We start from the raw sequence: 16,975 nt of genomic DNA, 5'->3' as shown, positions 1-16,975 counted from the left end.
CATCTTGTCCGAAAACCGTTTCACAGTTTTCGGGATGCGCTTTAAAAACTCTCCGCACCAATCCCGATGCCGAAGAGTTGTTGCAGGATCACTGTAATGAACAGTGAGCCGAAGAACATGCAGGCAAAGAACGGTGCGACATAGGCGTGTGGACGTTGCAACACAATAAAGGTTAACCGGTAGCTCAGGATAATCGATATGCCGAAGAGCACGAATGCAAGCAGCGTCGCGACATCAAGAAACCCCGGAAAGAACAGCTGCAGCAGCGTGATTGGCGCGAAAAGCCATGCAAGAAGCGCGCTGCCCCAGTTGGTTGCAATCACATAAGCAGCGTAGCGCTTTGCAATGCCTATACGTTTGGCAAGCAGGCCGACAATAACAATCGGTATCACCCATGCTGCGATATCGACGGTTGCTGCACGAATGACGATTGCCAGGCGAAGGCCAGCTTCTTCGCGTCCGGCCGTGAGGTCAGCCGAATAGGCAACCCAGGTCGCCAGAAGCGGCGGCAGAGCAACGACAATCGCATAGAATGATGTCCAGAAATCTTCTGCGGAGATATCGAGATATGCAAGGCCGTCTTTGCGGCCAAGCATCATCTTCCAGACGCCCGTGAAGTATCTGAAAATATTATCCAGATTGGGCATGTAATTCCTTTACCCAAAGAAATCAGCGATGAAACGTTCGTAAATCTGTGTCAGTCCTTCGAGGTCGGCAAGAGCCACGCGTTCATCGACCATGTGCATGGTCTGTCCGACGAGGCCAAATTCCACCACCGGGCAATAATCCTTGATGAAGCGCGCGTCCGACGTGCCGCCTGATGTGGAAAGCTTAGGGCGTTTGCCGGTGACAGCTTCCACTGAAGAGGTCAGTGTTCCGATCAGCTTCTCATCGCGGGTCAGGAAGACATGGCTCGGGTGTTCACGCCATGTCAGTTCATACTTGATTGGCGTTCCACGGCCCGGGCGCAGACGGTCGTTGCGCGAAGCCTTTTCGAGACGCGAGACGATCTCAGCTTTCAGGCTGTCTGCGGTCCAAGTATCGTTGAAACGGATGTTGAAGGAAGCGGTCGCCTTGTTTGCAATCACGTTTGTTGCTGTGTTGCCCACATCAACCGTCGTCACTTCCATATTGCTGGCCTGAAAATCATCCGTGCCTTCATCGAAAGCCGGATAAAGCAGGCCGTCGATAAGCGTGGTTACACCGCGAACCGGATTTTCTGCCAGATGCGGATAGGCAGCATGACCCTGCACGCCATGCACTGTGATCGTGCCGGAGATTGAGCCACGACGCCCGATCTTGATCATGTCGCCGAGCGTGTCCGGATTGGTTGGCTCGCCGACAAGCGAAGCATCCCATGTTTCGCCACGATCCTTGGCCCATTGCAGCAGCTTTTCTGTGCCGTTGATTGCCGGGCCTTCTTCATCGCCTGTGATGAGGAAGGAGACACTGCCCTTGAGGCTACCGTGCTTTTCAACATGTCGTGCGACAGCAGCCACAAAGCAGGCAATGCCACCCTTCATATCGACTGCGCCGCGGCCATACATGATGCCGTCTTCGATAGCGGCGGAGAAAGGCGGATGTTTCCAGTCGCTTTCATTGCCCGGAGGCACGACATCGGTGTGGCCGGCAAACATCAGATGAGCACCGTTACCGGATTTACGCGCATAGAGGTTTTCGATGTCCGGCGTGCCTTCTTCAGTGAAGACGGGGCGCTGAACGGAAAAGCCCATTGGCTCAAGCATCGCTTCGAGTGCCGTAAGCGCGCCGCCTTCAGCGGGCGTTACGGAAGGACAGCGGATGAGAGCGGCGAGGTTATCGGCAGGATTGGTAGGAAGGCTCATGATGTCAAAGCTTCATTCTGAGAATCGTATGGGCTTGAGATTAGATCGGGAAGCTCCCAGATGAAATAGCAATCGCCTCTTTAGATAAACAAGTTCGAGGACGCGCAAAAATCGCAGCTTTTCTCAGATCGTTGCAATTCGGGAATGAAATTTCCTTGACCAGAGGGGCTTTGTCATCGTTAGTTAAAAAAAGGTTGATAGCGAGATCCGGAAAACGGACCGGTCACCGGGGAATTGTTCCAAGGGACATTTTTAATAATGGGAATCCGTCATGCGTCTACTGATTTCTGCGGCAGCAGGTATAATGGCTTTATCCGGGGCGACGCTGGTTCCGGCCAAGGCAGCTCAATGGAGTGAAGCAGGCGGGATTACCAGTATTCCATACGGTCATCTTGATTATTGCAAACGTAATCCGCGTGATTGCGGCGCTCATCGTGCTTTGGCGCCGATGAAGCTAACGCCGGATCGCATGAAGCTTCTGCAGAGCGTGAACGCATCGGTTAATGCGGCGATCAAGCCCGTGTCCGATCAGGACAATTACGGCAAGCGCGATTATTGGACCATTCCCCGCAATGGGAAGGGTGACTGTGAAGATTATGTATTGATGAAGCGCGCCAAGCTGATGGCGCGGGGCATCAGCCCATCGCAGTTGCTCATTACCATGGTGCAGGGAAGTGAGCCGCATATCGTGTTGTCGGCAAGGACGGATCACGGTGATTACATTCTCGACAATATGCGCGGGGAAGTGCTGCCGGTGGAGAAGACCTCCTACCGTTATATCAAGATGCAATCGCCAGCCAATTCCGGCCAGTGGGTCTCGATTGCGGGACGTTCGGTAGCTGTTGCTAATAATTAGGGCCGGTGGCCAGTTTTTGACTGAGCTCCAAATCGGCATGGCAATTACAAAGTTTAATAGGGTCGCGTCTCGCGGCCCTATTTTATTGTGAGCCTCTTGTTGTGTTGGAAGAGGGCGCTTCGTTTGATTGTTTTGCGGTTTGCAAATCGTGGCAACGTTGAAACGATCAGCCACACAACTGTCGCCAATGGGCCTCATTGTTCGCTATTATTATACAGTGATTGCAAACAGTCTGTTCAACGAAAATGAACAAAAATACCTATATAACAGTTCTGTGAATGCTGATATATGATTTAACGTGCTGTTTCTAATTAATAATTTTCGTTTTTATATCCAATTTCGAAAAAATTGGCTGCACGAATGTGTGATTAAGAAAACATTTTCGTGACTGGAACTTTCTCCCACTGTCACCCATTTGAGATGCATGAGGACGACGCATAGAACGTCGCCCATCTGACTAAGGAGATAGAAAATGAATAAGTTTGTTCTTGCTGCTGCTGCTCTCGCACTTAGCGCCGGTGCTGCTTTTGCTGAAAACCCACGCGTAGGCGAACCAGCCGACCTTTATGCAAATGATCGTACTCCAGTTGCTGCTCAGCGCGTTGATCACACCGCGACTGCTGCAATCGGCCAGTCGACCTACATGGATGGTTCTGCAAACCGTTTCGGTGATGCATCGCCTTCCAGCTTCTCGAACTAAGCGTTCGATAGTGAGCTTTGCTATCCCGGTCTGATTGCAGATCGGAATAGCAAGACATGAAGGCAGTGAGTGCGGCCTCCCAAGGTTCTTGCTGCTGGATTTACATACTCAACGATTTTAACGAATCTCCCCGGAGGATGGCTTCATGTCATCCCGGAGTCCCCGAAGGGAAAGGCAAGTTGCCATCCGATGGGGTGATATAAGGATTATGAAAATGAAGAAGTTTGCTCTTGCTGCCGTAGCCGTTGCCCTTAGCGCCGGTGCTGCTTTCGCTGAAAACCCACATGTTGGTGAACCAGCTGATCTTTATGCAAACGATCGTACGCCAGTTGCAACACAGGGCGTTGATTACACCGCTCCTGCTTCGATCCAGAACCAGACCTATAGCGACGGTTCTGCACACCGCTTCGGCGATGCATCGCCTTCGAGCTACCAGAACTAATCATTCTGGCAGTGAAACTAAAAAAGGCGAAGCTCTCGGGCTTCGCCTTTTTGTTTGATGCGAGTGCATACTGAAAAGTCTGAAGCGGTTTCAATGATTTGGTATTCGCTGAAACCGCTCTATGCTGGCAAATTATACCAAGGCGCTAAGATGCTAACGCATCACGCCTTGAAAAAGTTCAATCGCCACTCGGGCTTAACCAAAACTCCATGAGTATGACTCATGGAGTTTTGGTATTAGTCGCGCAGCAGCTCGTTGATCGAAGTCTTCGAGCGGGTCTTTTCATCGACGCGCTTGACGATCACGGCGCAATAGAGGCTTGGACCCCAATTTTCGCCCGGAACGTTTTTGCCCGGCATGGTGCCTGCAACAACAACCGAATATGGCGGTACTTCGCCGTAGAAGATTTCACCAGTTGCGCGGTCAACGATCTTGGTCGATTTGCCGATGAAGACGCCCATGCCGAGCACGGCACCCTCACGAACGATACAACCTTCAACGACTTCCGAACGGGCACCGATGAAGCAATTGTCTTCGATGATGGTCGGGCCAGCCTGCATTGGCTCCAGGACGCCGCCGATGCCGACGCCGCCCGACAGATGCACATTCTTACCGATCTGTGCGCAGGAACCAACCGTTGCCCATGCATCGACCATTGTGCCTTCATCGACATAAGCGCCGAGATTGACGAAGGATGGCATCAGGATCGCGTTTGGCGCGATGTAAGCCGAAAAGCGAACAACTGAATTTGGCACTGCACGAATGCCAGCGGCTTCGAATTCATTGGCTGTCCAGCCGTCGAACTTTGAAGGAACCTTGTCCCACCAAGAGGCTTCGCCGGGACCGCCTTTGATGATCTGCATCGGGTTGAGACGGAAAGAAAGCAGCACCGCTTTCTTGAGCCACTGATTGACCTGCCAGTTGCCGTCCGCCTGTTTTTCTGCCACACGCGCTTCACCGCGATCGAGCATAAGAAGCGACTGCTCAACTGCATCGCGAACTTCGCCGCGGGTTGCCGTGTTGATGCCATCGCGTTCGTCAAAAGCCTTTTCGATGACCTTTTCAAGGGAGGCGAAATCTGGCTTGGTCATATGGCGGTCTCCATAAAATGGCAGGATAAGCGGCTGCCGTCTTTGTGGTCGGCAGTTGTCACAGAAGTGATTAAGCGAAGGTACCATATGGGTCAATCGCGTTGTTACGCGAATTGCGCGGCCCTATTTGAGACAGATTAAGAATTTAGCGCCAAAATTGATGCTAAAGCATCAATACGCATTGTAATTGAAGGAGCAGGCAAGCATGAACCCAATGGAGAAGTCCGGCTGGACGCCTTTCCCCAATTCTGAGGACGCTGCTAAACAGGCACGCACTGTGCCTCAGACACCTCAGACCGAAGCTCCCGCATATCGTCTTGCCTTCATGGATGATGACTTCATGACGCGACGTGATATGCGTCCCGTGCGGCTTCAGCTTGAGCTTCTGAAACCAGAACTGATCCTTGCTGATCGCGGCATCAAGTCCACGGTCGTCATGTTCGGTGGCGCACGTATTCCGGAACCGGGCGGTGAAGCCTGGGCTGCGAAAAACGAAGTGCAGAAAAAGAACCTTGAGGCCAATGCACGCTATTATGAAGAAGCGCGCAAGTTTGCCCGCATCTGCTCCGAATATTCAGCGACCACCTATTATCGCGAATTCATCGTGGTGACTGGCGGAGGTCCGGGCGTGATGGAAGCAGGCAATCGCGGTGCCGCCGATGTTGGTGCGCCGACCATCGGTCTTAATATCGTGTTGCCGCATGAGCAGGCACCAAACGCTTATGTGACGCCGGAACTTTGCTTCAACTTCCATTATTTTGCGTTGCGCAAGATGCATTTTCTCATGCGCGCAAAGGCTGTCTGCGTATTCCCCGGTGGCTTCGGCACGATGGATGAGCTGTTTGAAGCCATGACGCTGATCCAGACAGACCGTATGGAGCGTATGCCGCTCATCCTGTTCGGCAAGGAATTCTGGACCAAGGCGATCAACATCGAGTTTCTCGCAGAACAGGGCACAATTTCGCCTGCCGATATTGAGCTGCTGACCTTCGTGGAAACGGCTGACGAAGCTTGGGACGAGATCAAGAACTTCTACAAGCTTTGATCTCTTCGATTATAGCATTGCCAGCAAAAGTGCGAAGCGGTTTTGCGTCGGATAATGCGTAAAAACAAACAGTTACAGCGGTTCCAACGATTCTTTCTTAACTGGAACCGCTGTAAAGATTCCAGAGCGCCCGGTCTGTTATGACCGGGCGTTTTCTTTTTCCGAATATTCGCGCGGGCGGTGAACGAGTGTCACCAGTACAACGGAAATAATCATCAGCAGATACCATGAGCCGAGCTTGCTCATTGAAACAAGCTCCCAGCCATTGCGCTGGTTGGGATAGAGCCAGGCTTTCGACCAGGTTCCGATGTTTTCGGCGATCCAGATGAATAGCGATGTGAGCAGGAACGCAACCAGCAGCGGCATTTTATGCCGGAAGCGAAACACGCGATAATGCATGGTCGTGCGCCAGTAGAGTGCGAAGGTTGCGGCAAACAACACCCAGCGCATGTCCCAGATGAAGTGGTGGGCGAAGAAATTGATATAGATCGCAGCTGCCAGCACAACAGTCGTCCAGAGCGGCGGATAGTGGTTGAGCCTGATATGGAAGATGCGGTTGATACGCGCCATATAGGAACCGACAGCCGCATACATGAAGCCTGAAAACAGTGGCACGCCACCGATCCGGAAGAAGTTTTCCTCCGGATAGATCCATGATCCGGCATGGGTTTTGAACACTTCCATCGCCGTTCCGACAATATGGAAAATGACGATGACCTTGGCTTCTTCCCAAGCCTCCAGCTTGAAGACAAGCATTCCAAGCTGGATCACAACAGCGGAGAGAAACAGGAAATCGTAGCGGGTGATAAATCCTGCACCATCTTCTGGCCAGAACCACCGTGTGAGGATGATGAGACCCAGCATCGCGCCGCCAAACAGGCAGGCCCATGCTTGCTTCAATCCAAAAACCAGAAACTCAATCAGCGCATCACTGATGCGATGCCTTGGCAAGCTGTCGAGAAGGCGATGAGCCGCCTTATCGATACGTTTTTCAAGGCCGGTAAACTGCCTATCGGTCTGCAATTATGGTTTCCAGAAACTGGGTCAGATTGTCGGTTACATAATCGACCTGATCGGTGAATTCCGGGTCGCTTTCCCATATTTCGGAGAATGTTGGCTCGAAATTGTTTGGAACCACCAGCACGGTTTTCATGCCCAATGTCTTCGGCACGACGAGATTGCGCGCCAGATCTTCAAACATGACAGCCTTTTGTGCGTCAACGCCGAATGCGCCGAGAAAACGATCATAAGTGACACGCTCTGGCTTGGGCGTCAGGCCTGCTGCAACGATGTCGAAAATATCGTCGAAATCATCAAGAATGCCGAGCTGCTGTGCTGCACGTTCCGCATGGCCGCGATCACCATTGGTGAAAATGAAACGGCGGCCGGGCAGGGCGCGAATGGCTGCCCCGAGTGCGGGATCGGGTTTCAGCCATGAATAGTCGATGTCGTGGACCTTCTTGAGAAAGTCGTCAGGATCGATTTCATGACACTCCATCAGGCCCTTCAGCGTAGTGCCATATTCCAGATAAAACTGCTTCTGAATCTTGCGCGCTTCATCACGCGGCAATTTCAGGAGGTTCTCGACATAACTCGTCATGCGTACATCGATCTGGGAAAACAGATCGGCTGCGTGCGGATAGAGCGTATTGTCGAGGTCGAATACCCAGTCGGTAACGTGGGCAAAGGCCGGAGCATCAGGTTGATTGGTCATAAGTCTTTATGTCACGAAGGCGGGCCAAGAAAAAGCCGCCCGAAGGCGGCTACTAAATTACGGTACAATCAATGTTCCTGCACCATGCTCCGTGAATAGCTCAAGCAGTACGGAATGCGGTGTTTTGCCGTTGAGAATAACAACGCCTTCAACGCCGCGACGGATTGCATCGATGCAGGTTTCGACCTTAGGGATCATGCCGCCGGAGATCGTGCCGTCCTTGATCAGCGCCTGAGCATCGGCAACCGAAAGCTCCTTGATGAGCTTCTTGTCCTTGTCGAGAACGCCGGGAACGTCGGTCAGGAACAGAAGACGCGTTGCAGCCAGCGCGCCAGCGATAGCGCCTGCAAAGGTGTCTGCGTTGATGTTGTAGGTATGACCATCGCGACCGGGTGCAACCGGCGCAATAACCGGGATCATTTCTGAACGCGCCAGAAGATCGAGAAGCGTGCGGTCAACTTCTGCTGGTTCACCAACAAAGCCCAGATCAAGAACTTTCTCGATGTTGGAATCCGGATCAATAACCGTCTTGTGCGCCTTGCGCGCGAAAACCATGTTACCGTCTTTGCCGCAAAGACCGATGGCCCATTCGCCTTCGGCGTTGATGAGGGCGACGATTTCCTTGTTGATGGAACCGGCGAGAACCATTTCCACCACTTCAACCGTTTTCTCATCGGTGACGCGAAGACCACCTTCAAAGCGCGATTCAATGCCGAGCTTCGAGAGCATCGCCTGAATCTGTGGGCCACCGCCATGAACGACAATCGGATTGATGCCTGACTGCTTCAAAAGCGCGATGTCGCGGGCAAAAGCCTTGCCCAGTTCAGGGTTTCCCATGGCGTGACCGCCATATTTCACCACGACATTCTTGTTTTCGTAGCGCTGCATATAAGGCAGGGCTGCGGAAAGGAGTTGCGCTTGCATTTCAGGATTTTCAAGAGTCGTCATCGCGGGCTCCATGGCTGGCGACAGGGCAAGAGAGGCAGGCTTTTCTAAGCAATATGCACTGTTCTGTAAAACGGTTTTAGGCATTTTGTTCGCGATTATTTGAATGCGTTGCCAAAGATCGCCTAATTAAAATCCTTGGAGAGTGCTAGAAGGTTGCGCATAACGCCCGCTCTTGAACGGAGTAGATTCATGCGACGCGCATTTTTGACGGCTTTAATTTTTCTGGCGGGCATCAGCGCCTCGCAGGCGGCAGCGACGACCGAAACGATCATCATGTTACGCCATGGTGAAAAGCCGGAGCAGGGGCTTGGACAGCTCAATTGCCAAGGCCTCAATCGCTCGCTGAAACTGCCTGCCGTAATCAAGCAAAAATTCGGAAAGCCGGATTTCATCTTTGCGCCCAACCCGGCGCAGCTGAAAGAAGACAAGGGCGCGATCTATTCCTATAACCGCCCGCTTGCCACGGTCGAACCGACGGCTATCACGTTTGGAATGCCCGTTGATACGCGCTTTGGCTTCAAGGATATTGAGGAACTGCAGGCGACGCTCGCGCAGCCTGAATATCGCAACGCGACAGTACTGGTCGGTTGGGAAAACAAGCAGATCGTGAAGCTTGCCAGAAGCATCGTCAAGGATAGCGGTGGTGACAAGGCTCTCGTGCCGAAGTGGCCGCGGGAAGATTTCGACAGCATGTATGTTCTGCGTATAACGCGTGATGGAGCAAAAACCACCACGCGGTTTGAACAGCTCGAGCAGGGTCTAAACAATCAGTCGGCAAGCTGCCCGCGCTAAACGGATGTCTTTGCCTGGAGCGTGTCGTGCTTAATCATACACGCCACGCTCGCTCTATTTTGTTGTTTACGCATGTCGGGATCGGAAAACCGGGTTCCACTTTTCCGCGACGAACTACCTATTCCTTGGCAACAAGCGCGATCGCAGCGCGTAGTTCATCAAGACCGAGGCCTTTTTCCGACGAGGTCGTGATGATGCCGGGGAAGCAGGCTGCACGCTTCTTGGTGAGCGCGTGGGTTTCTTCTATCAGACGTGGAATGCCAGCGGCCTTGATCTTGTCGATTTTGGTCAGCACGATCTGATAGGACACCGCCGCCTTGTCGAGCAGGTCGAGCACTTCGGCGTCGTTCTTCTTGATGCCATGGCGCGAGTCGATCAACAAATAGACGCGCTTGAGCGTTGTGCGTCCACGCAGGTAATCGAAAACAAGACGTGTCCATGCATCGACATGGGCTTTGGGTGCTTCTGCAAAGCCATAGCCCGGCATGTCGACGAGTGCCAATGGCGGAAGGTCGCCATTCTCGCCGGAATAGCCATCTGGAACGAAATAGTTGAGTTCCTGCGTTCGGCCCGGCGTGTTGGAAGTACGGGCAAGACCCTTTTTGCCGACAAGCGCATTGATGAGCGAAGATTTGCCGACATTTGAACGTCCGGCAAAAGCAATTTCAACCGGGCCTTCCAGTGGCAGAAACTTCATCGAAGGCACGCCACGGATGAAGGTCCACGACTTCTTGAAGAGCAGGCGCCCTTCTTCGACCAAAGCCGCATGGGCTGCACGGGTCGCATCTGCTGCTGCCTGAGCGGCATTGATGGCTGCCTGCTTTTTGTCCTGATCGCTCAATGTGGTCTTCCTGATCCGTATATTCCGTAAAAGACACGCATCACGGTTACGCGCCGCATTGTCAACCGCTCTGGATCAACGAGCACAAAAAAAGCCCCGCAGATGCGGGGCTTTTTGTCTTTTTACTTCTTGGCCTCTTTCGGCTTTCGCTTAAAGAGGTCTTTCAGGTTGTCAAAAAGTTCGATTTTAACACCCTGACGCTTCATGATGATGCCCTGCTGGGTAATCGAAAGCGTGTTGTTCCATGCCCAATAGATCACGAGGCCTGCTGGGAACGATGCCAGCATGAAGGTGAAGATGATCGGCATCCAGGTGAAGATCATCGCCTGCGTTGGATCTGGAGGCGTTGGGTTCATGCGCATCTGCAGGAACATGGTGATGCCCATGATGATTGGCCAGACGCCGATCATCAGGAACGCCGGAACCGCAAATGGCAGAAGGCCGAACAGGTTGAAGATCGATGTTGGATCGGGTGCTGCAAGATCCTGAATCCAGCCAAAGAACGGCGCATGGCGCATTTCAATGGTGACGTAGAGAACCTTATAGAGTGCGAAGAACACCGGAATCTGGACCAGCACTGGCCAGCAACCTGCAAGCGGATTGATTTTTTCCTGCTTGTAGAGCTGCATCATTTCCTGCTGCTGCTTCATCTTGTCATCCGCATATTTCTCGCGGATTTCCGTCATCTTCGGCTGCACCAGCTTCATACGAGCCATCGACTTGTACGACTTGTTGGCGAGCGGGAAGAACAGGCCCTTCAGCAGAACGGTGACAACCAGAATGGCGATGCCGAAATTGCCGGAGAACTTGTAGATCCAGTCGATGAGGTAGAACATCGGCTTGGTGATGAAGTAGAACCAGCCCCAGTCAATCAGCAGTTCAAACTGCTTGATGCCGAGCTTTTCTTCGTAGTTCTTGATGTCCGAGACAACCTTGGCGCCAGCAAAAACGTGGTTCTTGATGGTGCTGGCTTCGCCAGCTGCAACCGTGATCGGCGCACTGAGGAAATCCGACTGGTAGCGCGGACGGTCATTGGTGAAGTGCGAGAAACGTGCGGTGAACTTTTCGTTCTGCGGCGGTACGAGCGTTGCCGCCCAATACTTGTCGGTGATGCCGACCCAGCCGCCAGTCACGTCCTTGAACGAAATGTCCTTGTCGTCTTCAACCTTGGAATACTTGATTTCCTGAAGGCCGTCCTGACCCATGACACCGATAAGGCCTTCATGGAGAACATAGGTAGCGCTTGCATGTTCAGGCTGGTTGAAACGCGTTACGCGGCCATAAGAAGCAAGCGAGATCGGTGCGCCGGTGTTGTTGGTGACCGTATCGTCGACTTCGAACATGTAGGCATCATCAACCGAGATGACGCGCTTGAATGTGATGTTCTTGTCGTTGGTGAATGTCAGAGTAACAGGCGTCGATGCTGTCAGCTTGTTGTTGCCTTCAACGGTCCAGACAGTGTTTGGACCAGGAACTTCGCCGGTTGCGTCGTTGCCGGTGAAACCGAGTTCAACGAAATAACCCTGCTTGAGAGCCGATGGTGCGAGCAGTTCGATTTCAGGCGACTTGTCGTCTACAGTCTCGTGATACTTCTTGAGATAGAGATCATCGAGGCGCGCGCCGGTCAGATTGATCGAACCACGCAGCGAAGCTGTGTCGATATCGATGCGCTGCGACTGTGCGGCTGCGGCTTCACGGGTCAGCGTGCCGCCTGCGGCTGTGCCATCGCTGTGGCCTGGAATTGCGCCGGCGGTGCCGGACATTTGTGGAGTATCACCCTGCGAGCCGCCCTGGGCTGCCTGCTGGGTCTGGCGCTGCTGCTCCTCAATGCGTGTCTGCTCCCGCTGGGCTTCCGTTTTCGGTCCCAGATAGAATACTTGCCACAGCGTTAATACGAGGATGGACAGGGCAATGGTGATGAAGAAATTACGATTATTTTCCATTGACGGGTCCTGATTCCGGTCTTTCCGTTCGGCGTTTCTTCTCGTCCCGCCGTCCCTCCGGTGCCGTGATGCGGCGGGAAAGTTCCCCGGTCAGTTTCGAGAAGGGCGCAGTGAGTGCTTGCTCGCGCGCTACGATCACATAGTCGGTCGAAGGCGCCATGTCACTCCCTACGTGACAACGAACCGCTTCTCTCAGTCTGCGACGTAGGCGGTTTCGAACCACCGCATTGCCGTTTTTCTTGGTGACGGTGAAGCCTGCGCGGGGTTTTTCGCCGATTTTGGCAGCTTCGGATTCTTCATCCGTCCGTTTCCGGACTTCAAGAAGAAATAGGGGACCACGCCGTTTTTCACCATTCCTAACAGACAAAAACTCCGCTCTCTTGCGAAGGCGGAGTATTTGTTTCTGCTTTTTCATATCTTTAATCACCGCGCTGGTCGCGCGGGAAAGATTAAGCGGAAAGCCGCTTGCGGCCGCGTGCGCGGCGAGCGGCGAGAACCTTACGACCGCCGGCAGTAGCCATGCGTGCACGGAAACCGTGACGACGCTTGCGGACGAGATTGGATGGCTGGAAAGTGCGCTTCATTTATTTAATACCGCGGTGTGCGGCCCTTCTTGGTTCTGTCTTTTCATCGAGTATGATTTTGCCGAAAACCGGTTTTCACTTTTCGGTATCATGCTCTATTGAACAGGAGCTGGTTCTTTTCCCAAAAAGCAGGATAGCACAAGCCATCCATTAACCCTATGGGCGAACGTGCTGCGGCTTATAGGGAAAGGGCCGTCAGGAGTCAATTGCCCCGCAAATATTCTACACGATCAGCGACGCGGTGGTTTGAGCTTATTGAGCGCGATTGCAGCATGGATCAGCGTCGTCAGAGCTTTGGCATCTATTTCTTCGTTTTCACGGACATCAATCGCGCGACGCACGTTGCCTTCAAGGCTTGAATTGAAAAGGCTGGAAGGATCGTCCAGCGACGCACCTTTAGCGAAAGTGAGTTTCACAACGCTCTTATAGGTCTCGCCGGTGCATATGATCCCCGAGCAGGACCACACCGGCACACCGCGCCATTTCCATTCTTCGATAATCTCCGGGTCGGCCTTCAGGATAATGTCGCGGACATGAGAAAGCGTTTTGCCTCTCCAATCTGCAAGTTCCCTGATCCTGCCATCGATCAGCTGCGAAGGTGTTTTTGCATCGTCAGTTTCTGCAGGCATATTGTTTCTCTCCTCTTGTCGCTGTCGTAGCATAGCGGGCGGCCTGGAGTGCGTTTTTATTTGAATTGTCCGGATGAGGCTTCAAACAGCCATTGCCAAAGCGGGCAGGGGCTTTAATAAGGATGCGCAACATTTTTAAATGCGGGCCCGTTTCCGCAGTAGTCATGAGAGGAGTTCACCATGAGCATCCGTCGTATCGAAGTCGGACCACGCATGAGCCAGGCCGTCGTTCACGGCAATACAGTTTATCTCGCCGGCCAGGTTGGCGAGCCAGGCGCGAGCGTGACCGATCAGACCAAGGCCGTTCTGGCTGAAGTCGATCGTCTGTTGGCAGCTGCTGGTTCCGACAAGTCCAAGATCCTTCAGGCGATCATCTGGCTTGCAGACATGAAGGACTTCGCTGAAATGAACGCAGTCTGGGACAGCTGGGTCGACAAGGCCAACACGCCTGCCCGCGCGACCGGTGAAGCAGCGCTTGCAACGCCTGACTACAAGGTCGAAATCATCATCACCGCTGCAATCTAATTAACTGCAGTTGCTGATTGAAAACCCCGCTCAAGCGGGGTTTTCTTTTATTGGCGTATGCGTTCAGAATAGCCGTCACGTCCGCCAGCCTGCGCCTTGGCGTCGATGGATGCACGTTCCTCTATCTGCTCCAGAGTCCCATTATTTTCGAGCCAGCCATGGTCGTAGAGATATCCCGGCAGATAGCCTGAAAGCAGGATCCGATAATCAAATGGGAATGTCGGATCGAGCACACGCGCCATTGTGAAAATGATCGTCGTACAATTGGCAGTCAGCGTGTTGTAGAATTTGGGTGTGGCTGCCAGCTCATTGCCGAGCTCGACATAAGAGAGGAAAAGCTCTCTTGCGCCTGCCGGGGGCAGGTCCACCCGATAGCGAAAGACATTTTCTTTGCGCACATTGGTACGCAGATAGATGATGTCGCTTTCTTCCGCCGCGATCATCGCCAGTTCAAACTCGCGAAAAAATCCACCTATGGATGAAAAGACCTCGTGATGCTCCCTGCGGATTTCGCCAGAAAAGACGACGTGTCTGCCGTCTTCAAACCCGAACGACAGCAGCGTATGCGCAATGGCCGGGCCAGCCCAATAGGAGAGGTAAACATCGACAGAGTTTATCTTGCTCAGATCGTAGGTGGCTTCTTTCCAGTTGGGTGTGAAATCATTTGGTGTTCGCCAGTCGAAATCGCGAACATTGAAAAGCGTAACATTATCGCCATCAATCTTGCCGGTGACGGTTCGCGCGACGTCTGGTGCCCAGATGCGGTCGAGCGATGGGCGAATGGTGGCCCACCAACCGAGCATCAACAGTGCCAGCAGGCAGAAGAACAGTCGCTTGCGCATGCAATAGAAGTTTCGCTCGCCCGCGATGACCCACAGCGCGATTGCCAGCCAGACGGCGATGATCGAGCCGCGCACAGCATTGCCGAAAGGCAACTGGAACCACATGGCAAAGCTGGACCAGATTGCAAAGATGATTACGAATAATACGAAGACGAATTTGCCGAGAAAACGGACGGGCTTTGATTTCAAGATAGAAGACATGGACATCCCGTATTCGCCTGACGCTTCATTTACCGAAGTTGTGGCGATACTGACATGATTTGCATTGGAATGTCATGGCCTATCCTGCCGGAAAGGCGTTTTATCTCGTAGATTAGACTTTATAAAAACAAGGATATTATAGCTTATTTCTTTAGCGTTACAGCAGCTTGCCGCTGGGGTTTTATCTGTCTGCGACCTTTGACGAGCGGACGCACTACCCGCCAGAGCAGCAGCGCTGCTACGATCAGCGCATAGATGACGGGTTCAGCTGGCCAGCTTTTGACCGACATCAGGAAGTGGATCGCTCCACCTGCAATGGCCACATAGACGAGCTTATGCAGCGTGGTCCAGCGTCGCCCCAGCTTGCGGATTGACCAGTTGTTCGAAGTGATTGCGAGCGGCACCAGAAGGGCGAGGCTGATCATCCCGATGGTGATGAACGGTCTTTTGACAATATCGGCTATCACCGCAGAAAGATTGAGCGCCTGATCCAGCACCATATAGACCGCGAAATGCATCAGCACATAATAGAAGGCGAGCAAGCCAAGTGCGCGGCGATAGCGCAGCAGGCTGATGCCCGTGAGGTCTCGGATGGGTGTCACCAGCAGGGTCAGAATGAGAAGGCGCAGTGCCCAGAGGCCGAGCATATGCTCAAAGCTTTTAACAGGGTCTGCGCCGAGCTGGTCGGTTGCGCCGAGATAAAACGCCCACAAGGCGGGAATGAAGCCGACTGCATAAAGCGCCCATACCTTCCACCAGCCCGGTTTGAACCGGGTCTGACGGTTGGGCTTTTTGGCTTGGATCGTGGCTGCGACGGCCATGTCAGTAATTTGCCCGCAGGTCCATGCCTGCATAAAGCGATGCGACTTCTTCGGCATAGCCATTGAACGGCAGGGTAGGGCGACGGCTGGAGCCAAAGAAGCTGCCTTCTCCGATACGCCGCTCGGTTGCCTGTGACCAGCGGGGATGATCGACGTCCGGGTTCACATTGGCATAGAAGCCATATTCATTGGCGGCCTGCTGCTGCCACGATGTCGGTGGCTGCTTTTCCACGAAGCTGATTTTGGTGATCGATTTGATGCCCTTGAAACCATATTTCCACGGCACAACGAGCCGGACGGGCGCGCCATTGGCGTTGGGAAGCGTTTCACCATAAAGGCCAACGGAAAGGATGGTCAGCGGATGCATGGCTTCGTCCAGACGCAAGCCCTCGACATAAGGCCAGTCGAGCACCTGAAACAGCCCTTTCTGACCCGGCATTTCTTCAGGGCGCACGACGCCCGTGAAGGCTATGTATTTGGCCGATCCAAGCGGTTCGACCTGAGACAGCAGGCTTGCCAGCGGAAAGCCGATCCATGGAATGACCATTGACCAGGCTTCAACGCAGCGCATCCGGTAGATGCGTTCTTCAAGCGGCATCTTGGCCATCAGGTCCTGAATGTCGAATTCCTTGGGCTGCTTGACCAACCCGTCGACTTTCAGCCGCCATGGCAATGGTTTGAAATCACCGGAATTCGCAGAAGGGTCGCTCTTGTCCGTGCCAAACTCATAGAAGTTGTTATAGGTCGTGACAGATTCTTTCGTCGTCAGCTTTTCATCGACTTTATAGGCCGAGGCTTTGGCCGTGAGCGGATCGGCAAATGCGGCTGATGCAATGCCGGTCGCGGCCAGTGCGCCCGCGCCGATCAGAAATTCGCGGCGACGCAGATAAAGATTTTTCGGCGTCACGTCGCTTGAATTAAGGCGGGCAGACGAAAAACGGCCTGGCTTGAAGCTGCTCATGTCAAAAATCCGTTCCCTCGTACAATTTTTGTAATGATATCCCATTGTCCCCCTAAACGCGTCAAAAACATGAATTTTTTGCCACTCGATTATGGTTCACGCGTTGTTGATGGCCTCGTGAAGTGTCACGCAAATGTAACAATCGGTTATTTTCCGTGTTTTCGTCACATTCTCGCTAAATATCTGTTGTTAAGGA

General features: G+C 53.1%; 20 protein-coding genes. 6 read left to right on the top strand and 14 right to left on the bottom strand.

Annotation, left to right across the window (positions count from 1 at the left end):
- Positions 1-41: 41 nt before the first annotated feature.
- Positions 42-647 carry a hypothetical protein gene (locus tag QSJ70_RS24365; RefSeq protein WP_285540397.1) on the bottom strand — a complete coding sequence of 202 codons (606 nt, stop codon included), beginning with the start codon at positions 645-647 and terminating at the stop codon, positions 42-44.
- Positions 648-656: 9 nt separating this feature from the next.
- Positions 657-1,844, bottom strand: a complete 1,188-nt coding sequence (gene dapE / locus QSJ70_RS24360) for a succinyl-diaminopimelate desuccinylase (RefSeq protein ID WP_285540395.1) — start codon at positions 1,842-1,844, stop codon at positions 657-659.
- Positions 1,845-2,148: 304 nt separating this feature from the next.
- Here dapE and QSJ70_RS24355 point away from each other — a divergent pair, with 304 nt between their 5' ends.
- From QSJ70_RS24355 to QSJ70_RS24345, 3 genes are all read left to right on the top strand, one after another.
- Complete coding sequence (locus tag QSJ70_RS24355; RefSeq protein WP_079212607.1) at positions 2,149-2,700, top strand: transglutaminase-like cysteine peptidase; 552 nt, start codon at positions 2,149-2,151, stop codon at positions 2,698-2,700.
- A 472-nt stretch (positions 2,701-3,172) separates the two neighbouring features.
- Positions 3,173-3,400, top strand: a complete 228-nt coding sequence (locus QSJ70_RS24350; RefSeq protein WP_007876403.1) for a hypothetical protein — start codon at positions 3,173-3,175, stop codon at positions 3,398-3,400.
- A 214-nt stretch (positions 3,401-3,614) separates the two neighbouring features.
- On the top strand, positions 3,615-3,842 hold the full coding sequence (locus QSJ70_RS24345; RefSeq protein ID WP_007876402.1) for a hypothetical protein: 228 nt from the start codon (positions 3,615-3,617) through the stop codon (positions 3,840-3,842).
- A gap of 236 nt (positions 3,843-4,078) precedes the next feature.
- Here the strand turns inward: QSJ70_RS24345 and dapD are convergent, their stop codons facing one another.
- On the bottom strand, positions 4,079-4,933 hold the full coding sequence (gene dapD / locus QSJ70_RS24340; RefSeq protein ID WP_112805484.1) for a 2,3,4,5-tetrahydropyridine-2,6-dicarboxylate N-succinyltransferase: 855 nt from the start codon (positions 4,931-4,933) through the stop codon (positions 4,079-4,081).
- 205 nt (positions 4,934-5,138) lie between these two features.
- On the opposite strand from dapD, the gene QSJ70_RS24335 reads away from it, so the two are divergent.
- Positions 5,139-5,978, top strand: coding sequence for an LOG family protein (locus tag QSJ70_RS24335; RefSeq protein ID WP_064320980.1), 840 nt, complete (start codon positions 5,139-5,141; stop codon positions 5,976-5,978).
- A gap of 138 nt (positions 5,979-6,116) precedes the next feature.
- On the opposite strand, the gene QSJ70_RS24330 is transcribed toward QSJ70_RS24335, so the two are convergent.
- Genes QSJ70_RS24330 through argB form a run of 3 tightly spaced genes read right to left on the bottom strand, consistent with a single transcriptional unit; the run spans position 6,117 to position 8,640 of the window.
- Positions 6,117-7,001, bottom strand: coding sequence for a DUF817 domain-containing protein (locus QSJ70_RS24330; protein WP_285540390.1), 885 nt, complete (start codon positions 6,999-7,001; stop codon positions 6,117-6,119).
- Positions 6,988-7,692 carry a pyrimidine 5'-nucleotidase gene (locus QSJ70_RS24325; RefSeq protein WP_007876395.1) on the bottom strand — a complete coding sequence of 235 codons (705 nt, stop codon included), beginning with the start codon at positions 7,690-7,692 and terminating at the stop codon, positions 6,988-6,990. Before QSJ70_RS24325 ends, QSJ70_RS24330 begins: the two co-directional genes overlap by 14 nt.
- Before the next feature lie 57 nt (positions 7,693-7,749).
- Positions 7,750-8,640, bottom strand: coding sequence for an acetylglutamate kinase (argB, locus tag QSJ70_RS24320; protein WP_007876393.1), 891 nt, complete (start codon positions 8,638-8,640; stop codon positions 7,750-7,752).
- A 189-nt stretch (positions 8,641-8,829) separates the two neighbouring features.
- On the opposite strand from argB, the gene QSJ70_RS24315 reads away from it, so the two are divergent.
- A complete protein-coding gene (locus QSJ70_RS24315) occupies positions 8,830-9,432 on the top strand; it encodes a hypothetical protein (RefSeq protein WP_285540387.1) in 603 nt (200 codons plus the stop codon).
- A 118-nt stretch (positions 9,433-9,550) separates the two neighbouring features.
- Here the strand turns inward: QSJ70_RS24315 and yihA are convergent, their stop codons facing one another.
- The 5 genes from yihA to QSJ70_RS24290 all read right to left on the bottom strand — a co-directional run bounded on the left by yihA (position 9,551) and on the right by QSJ70_RS24290 (position 13,429).
- The gene (yihA, locus tag QSJ70_RS24310; RefSeq protein WP_285540469.1) at positions 9,551-10,294 is read right to left on the bottom strand and encodes a ribosome biogenesis GTP-binding protein YihA/YsxC; all 744 of its coding nucleotides are present in this window, start codon (positions 10,292-10,294) and stop codon (positions 9,551-9,553) included.
- A 101-nt stretch (positions 10,295-10,395) separates the two neighbouring features.
- Positions 10,396-12,216, bottom strand: coding sequence for a membrane protein insertase YidC (gene yidC / locus QSJ70_RS24305; protein ID WP_064320977.1), 1,821 nt, complete (start codon positions 12,214-12,216; stop codon positions 10,396-10,398).
- Positions 12,206-12,631, bottom strand: a complete 426-nt coding sequence (rnpA, locus tag QSJ70_RS24300; protein ID WP_285540383.1) for a ribonuclease P protein component — start codon at positions 12,629-12,631, stop codon at positions 12,206-12,208. Before rnpA ends, yidC begins: the two co-directional genes overlap by 11 nt.
- Positions 12,632-12,665: 34 nt before the next feature.
- Positions 12,666-12,800 (bottom strand): 50S ribosomal protein L34, encoded by a 135-nt coding sequence (rpmH, locus tag QSJ70_RS24295; RefSeq protein ID WP_007876380.1) that lies wholly within the window; start codon positions 12,798-12,800, stop codon positions 12,666-12,668.
- 230 nt (positions 12,801-13,030) lie between these two features.
- Complete coding sequence (locus QSJ70_RS24290; RefSeq protein WP_215775651.1) at positions 13,031-13,429, bottom strand: DUF1801 domain-containing protein; 399 nt, start codon at positions 13,427-13,429, stop codon at positions 13,031-13,033.
- 180 nt (positions 13,430-13,609) lie between these two features.
- On the opposite strand from QSJ70_RS24290, the gene QSJ70_RS24285 reads away from it, so the two are divergent.
- Positions 13,610-13,954 (top strand): RidA family protein, encoded by a 345-nt coding sequence (locus tag QSJ70_RS24285; RefSeq protein WP_007876378.1) that lies wholly within the window; start codon positions 13,610-13,612, stop codon positions 13,952-13,954.
- A gap of 47 nt (positions 13,955-14,001) precedes the next feature.
- Here the strand turns inward: QSJ70_RS24285 and QSJ70_RS24280 are convergent, their stop codons facing one another.
- The 3 genes from QSJ70_RS24280 to msrP all read right to left on the bottom strand — a co-directional run bounded on the left by QSJ70_RS24280 (position 14,002) and on the right by msrP (position 16,779).
- Complete coding sequence (locus QSJ70_RS24280) at positions 14,002-14,997, bottom strand: Lnb N-terminal periplasmic domain-containing protein (protein ID WP_171380204.1); 996 nt, start codon at positions 14,995-14,997, stop codon at positions 14,002-14,004.
- A gap of 143 nt (positions 14,998-15,140) precedes the next feature.
- The gene (gene msrQ / locus QSJ70_RS24275) at positions 15,141-15,818 is read right to left on the bottom strand and encodes a protein-methionine-sulfoxide reductase heme-binding subunit MsrQ (RefSeq protein ID WP_285540379.1); all 678 of its coding nucleotides are present in this window, start codon (positions 15,816-15,818) and stop codon (positions 15,141-15,143) included.
- 1 nt (position 15,819) lies between these two features.
- The gene (gene msrP / locus QSJ70_RS24270; protein ID WP_285540377.1) at positions 15,820-16,779 is read right to left on the bottom strand and encodes a protein-methionine-sulfoxide reductase catalytic subunit MsrP; all 960 of its coding nucleotides are present in this window, start codon (positions 16,777-16,779) and stop codon (positions 15,820-15,822) included.
- Positions 16,780-16,975: the final 196 nt, after the last annotated feature.

The sequence above is a fragment of the Brucella sp. NBRC 12950 genome, from assembly GCF_030268145.1.
Lineage (GTDB): Bacteria > Pseudomonadota > Alphaproteobacteria > Rhizobiales > Rhizobiaceae > Brucella.
This window is presented reverse-complemented; position numbering and strand designations above follow the sequence as displayed.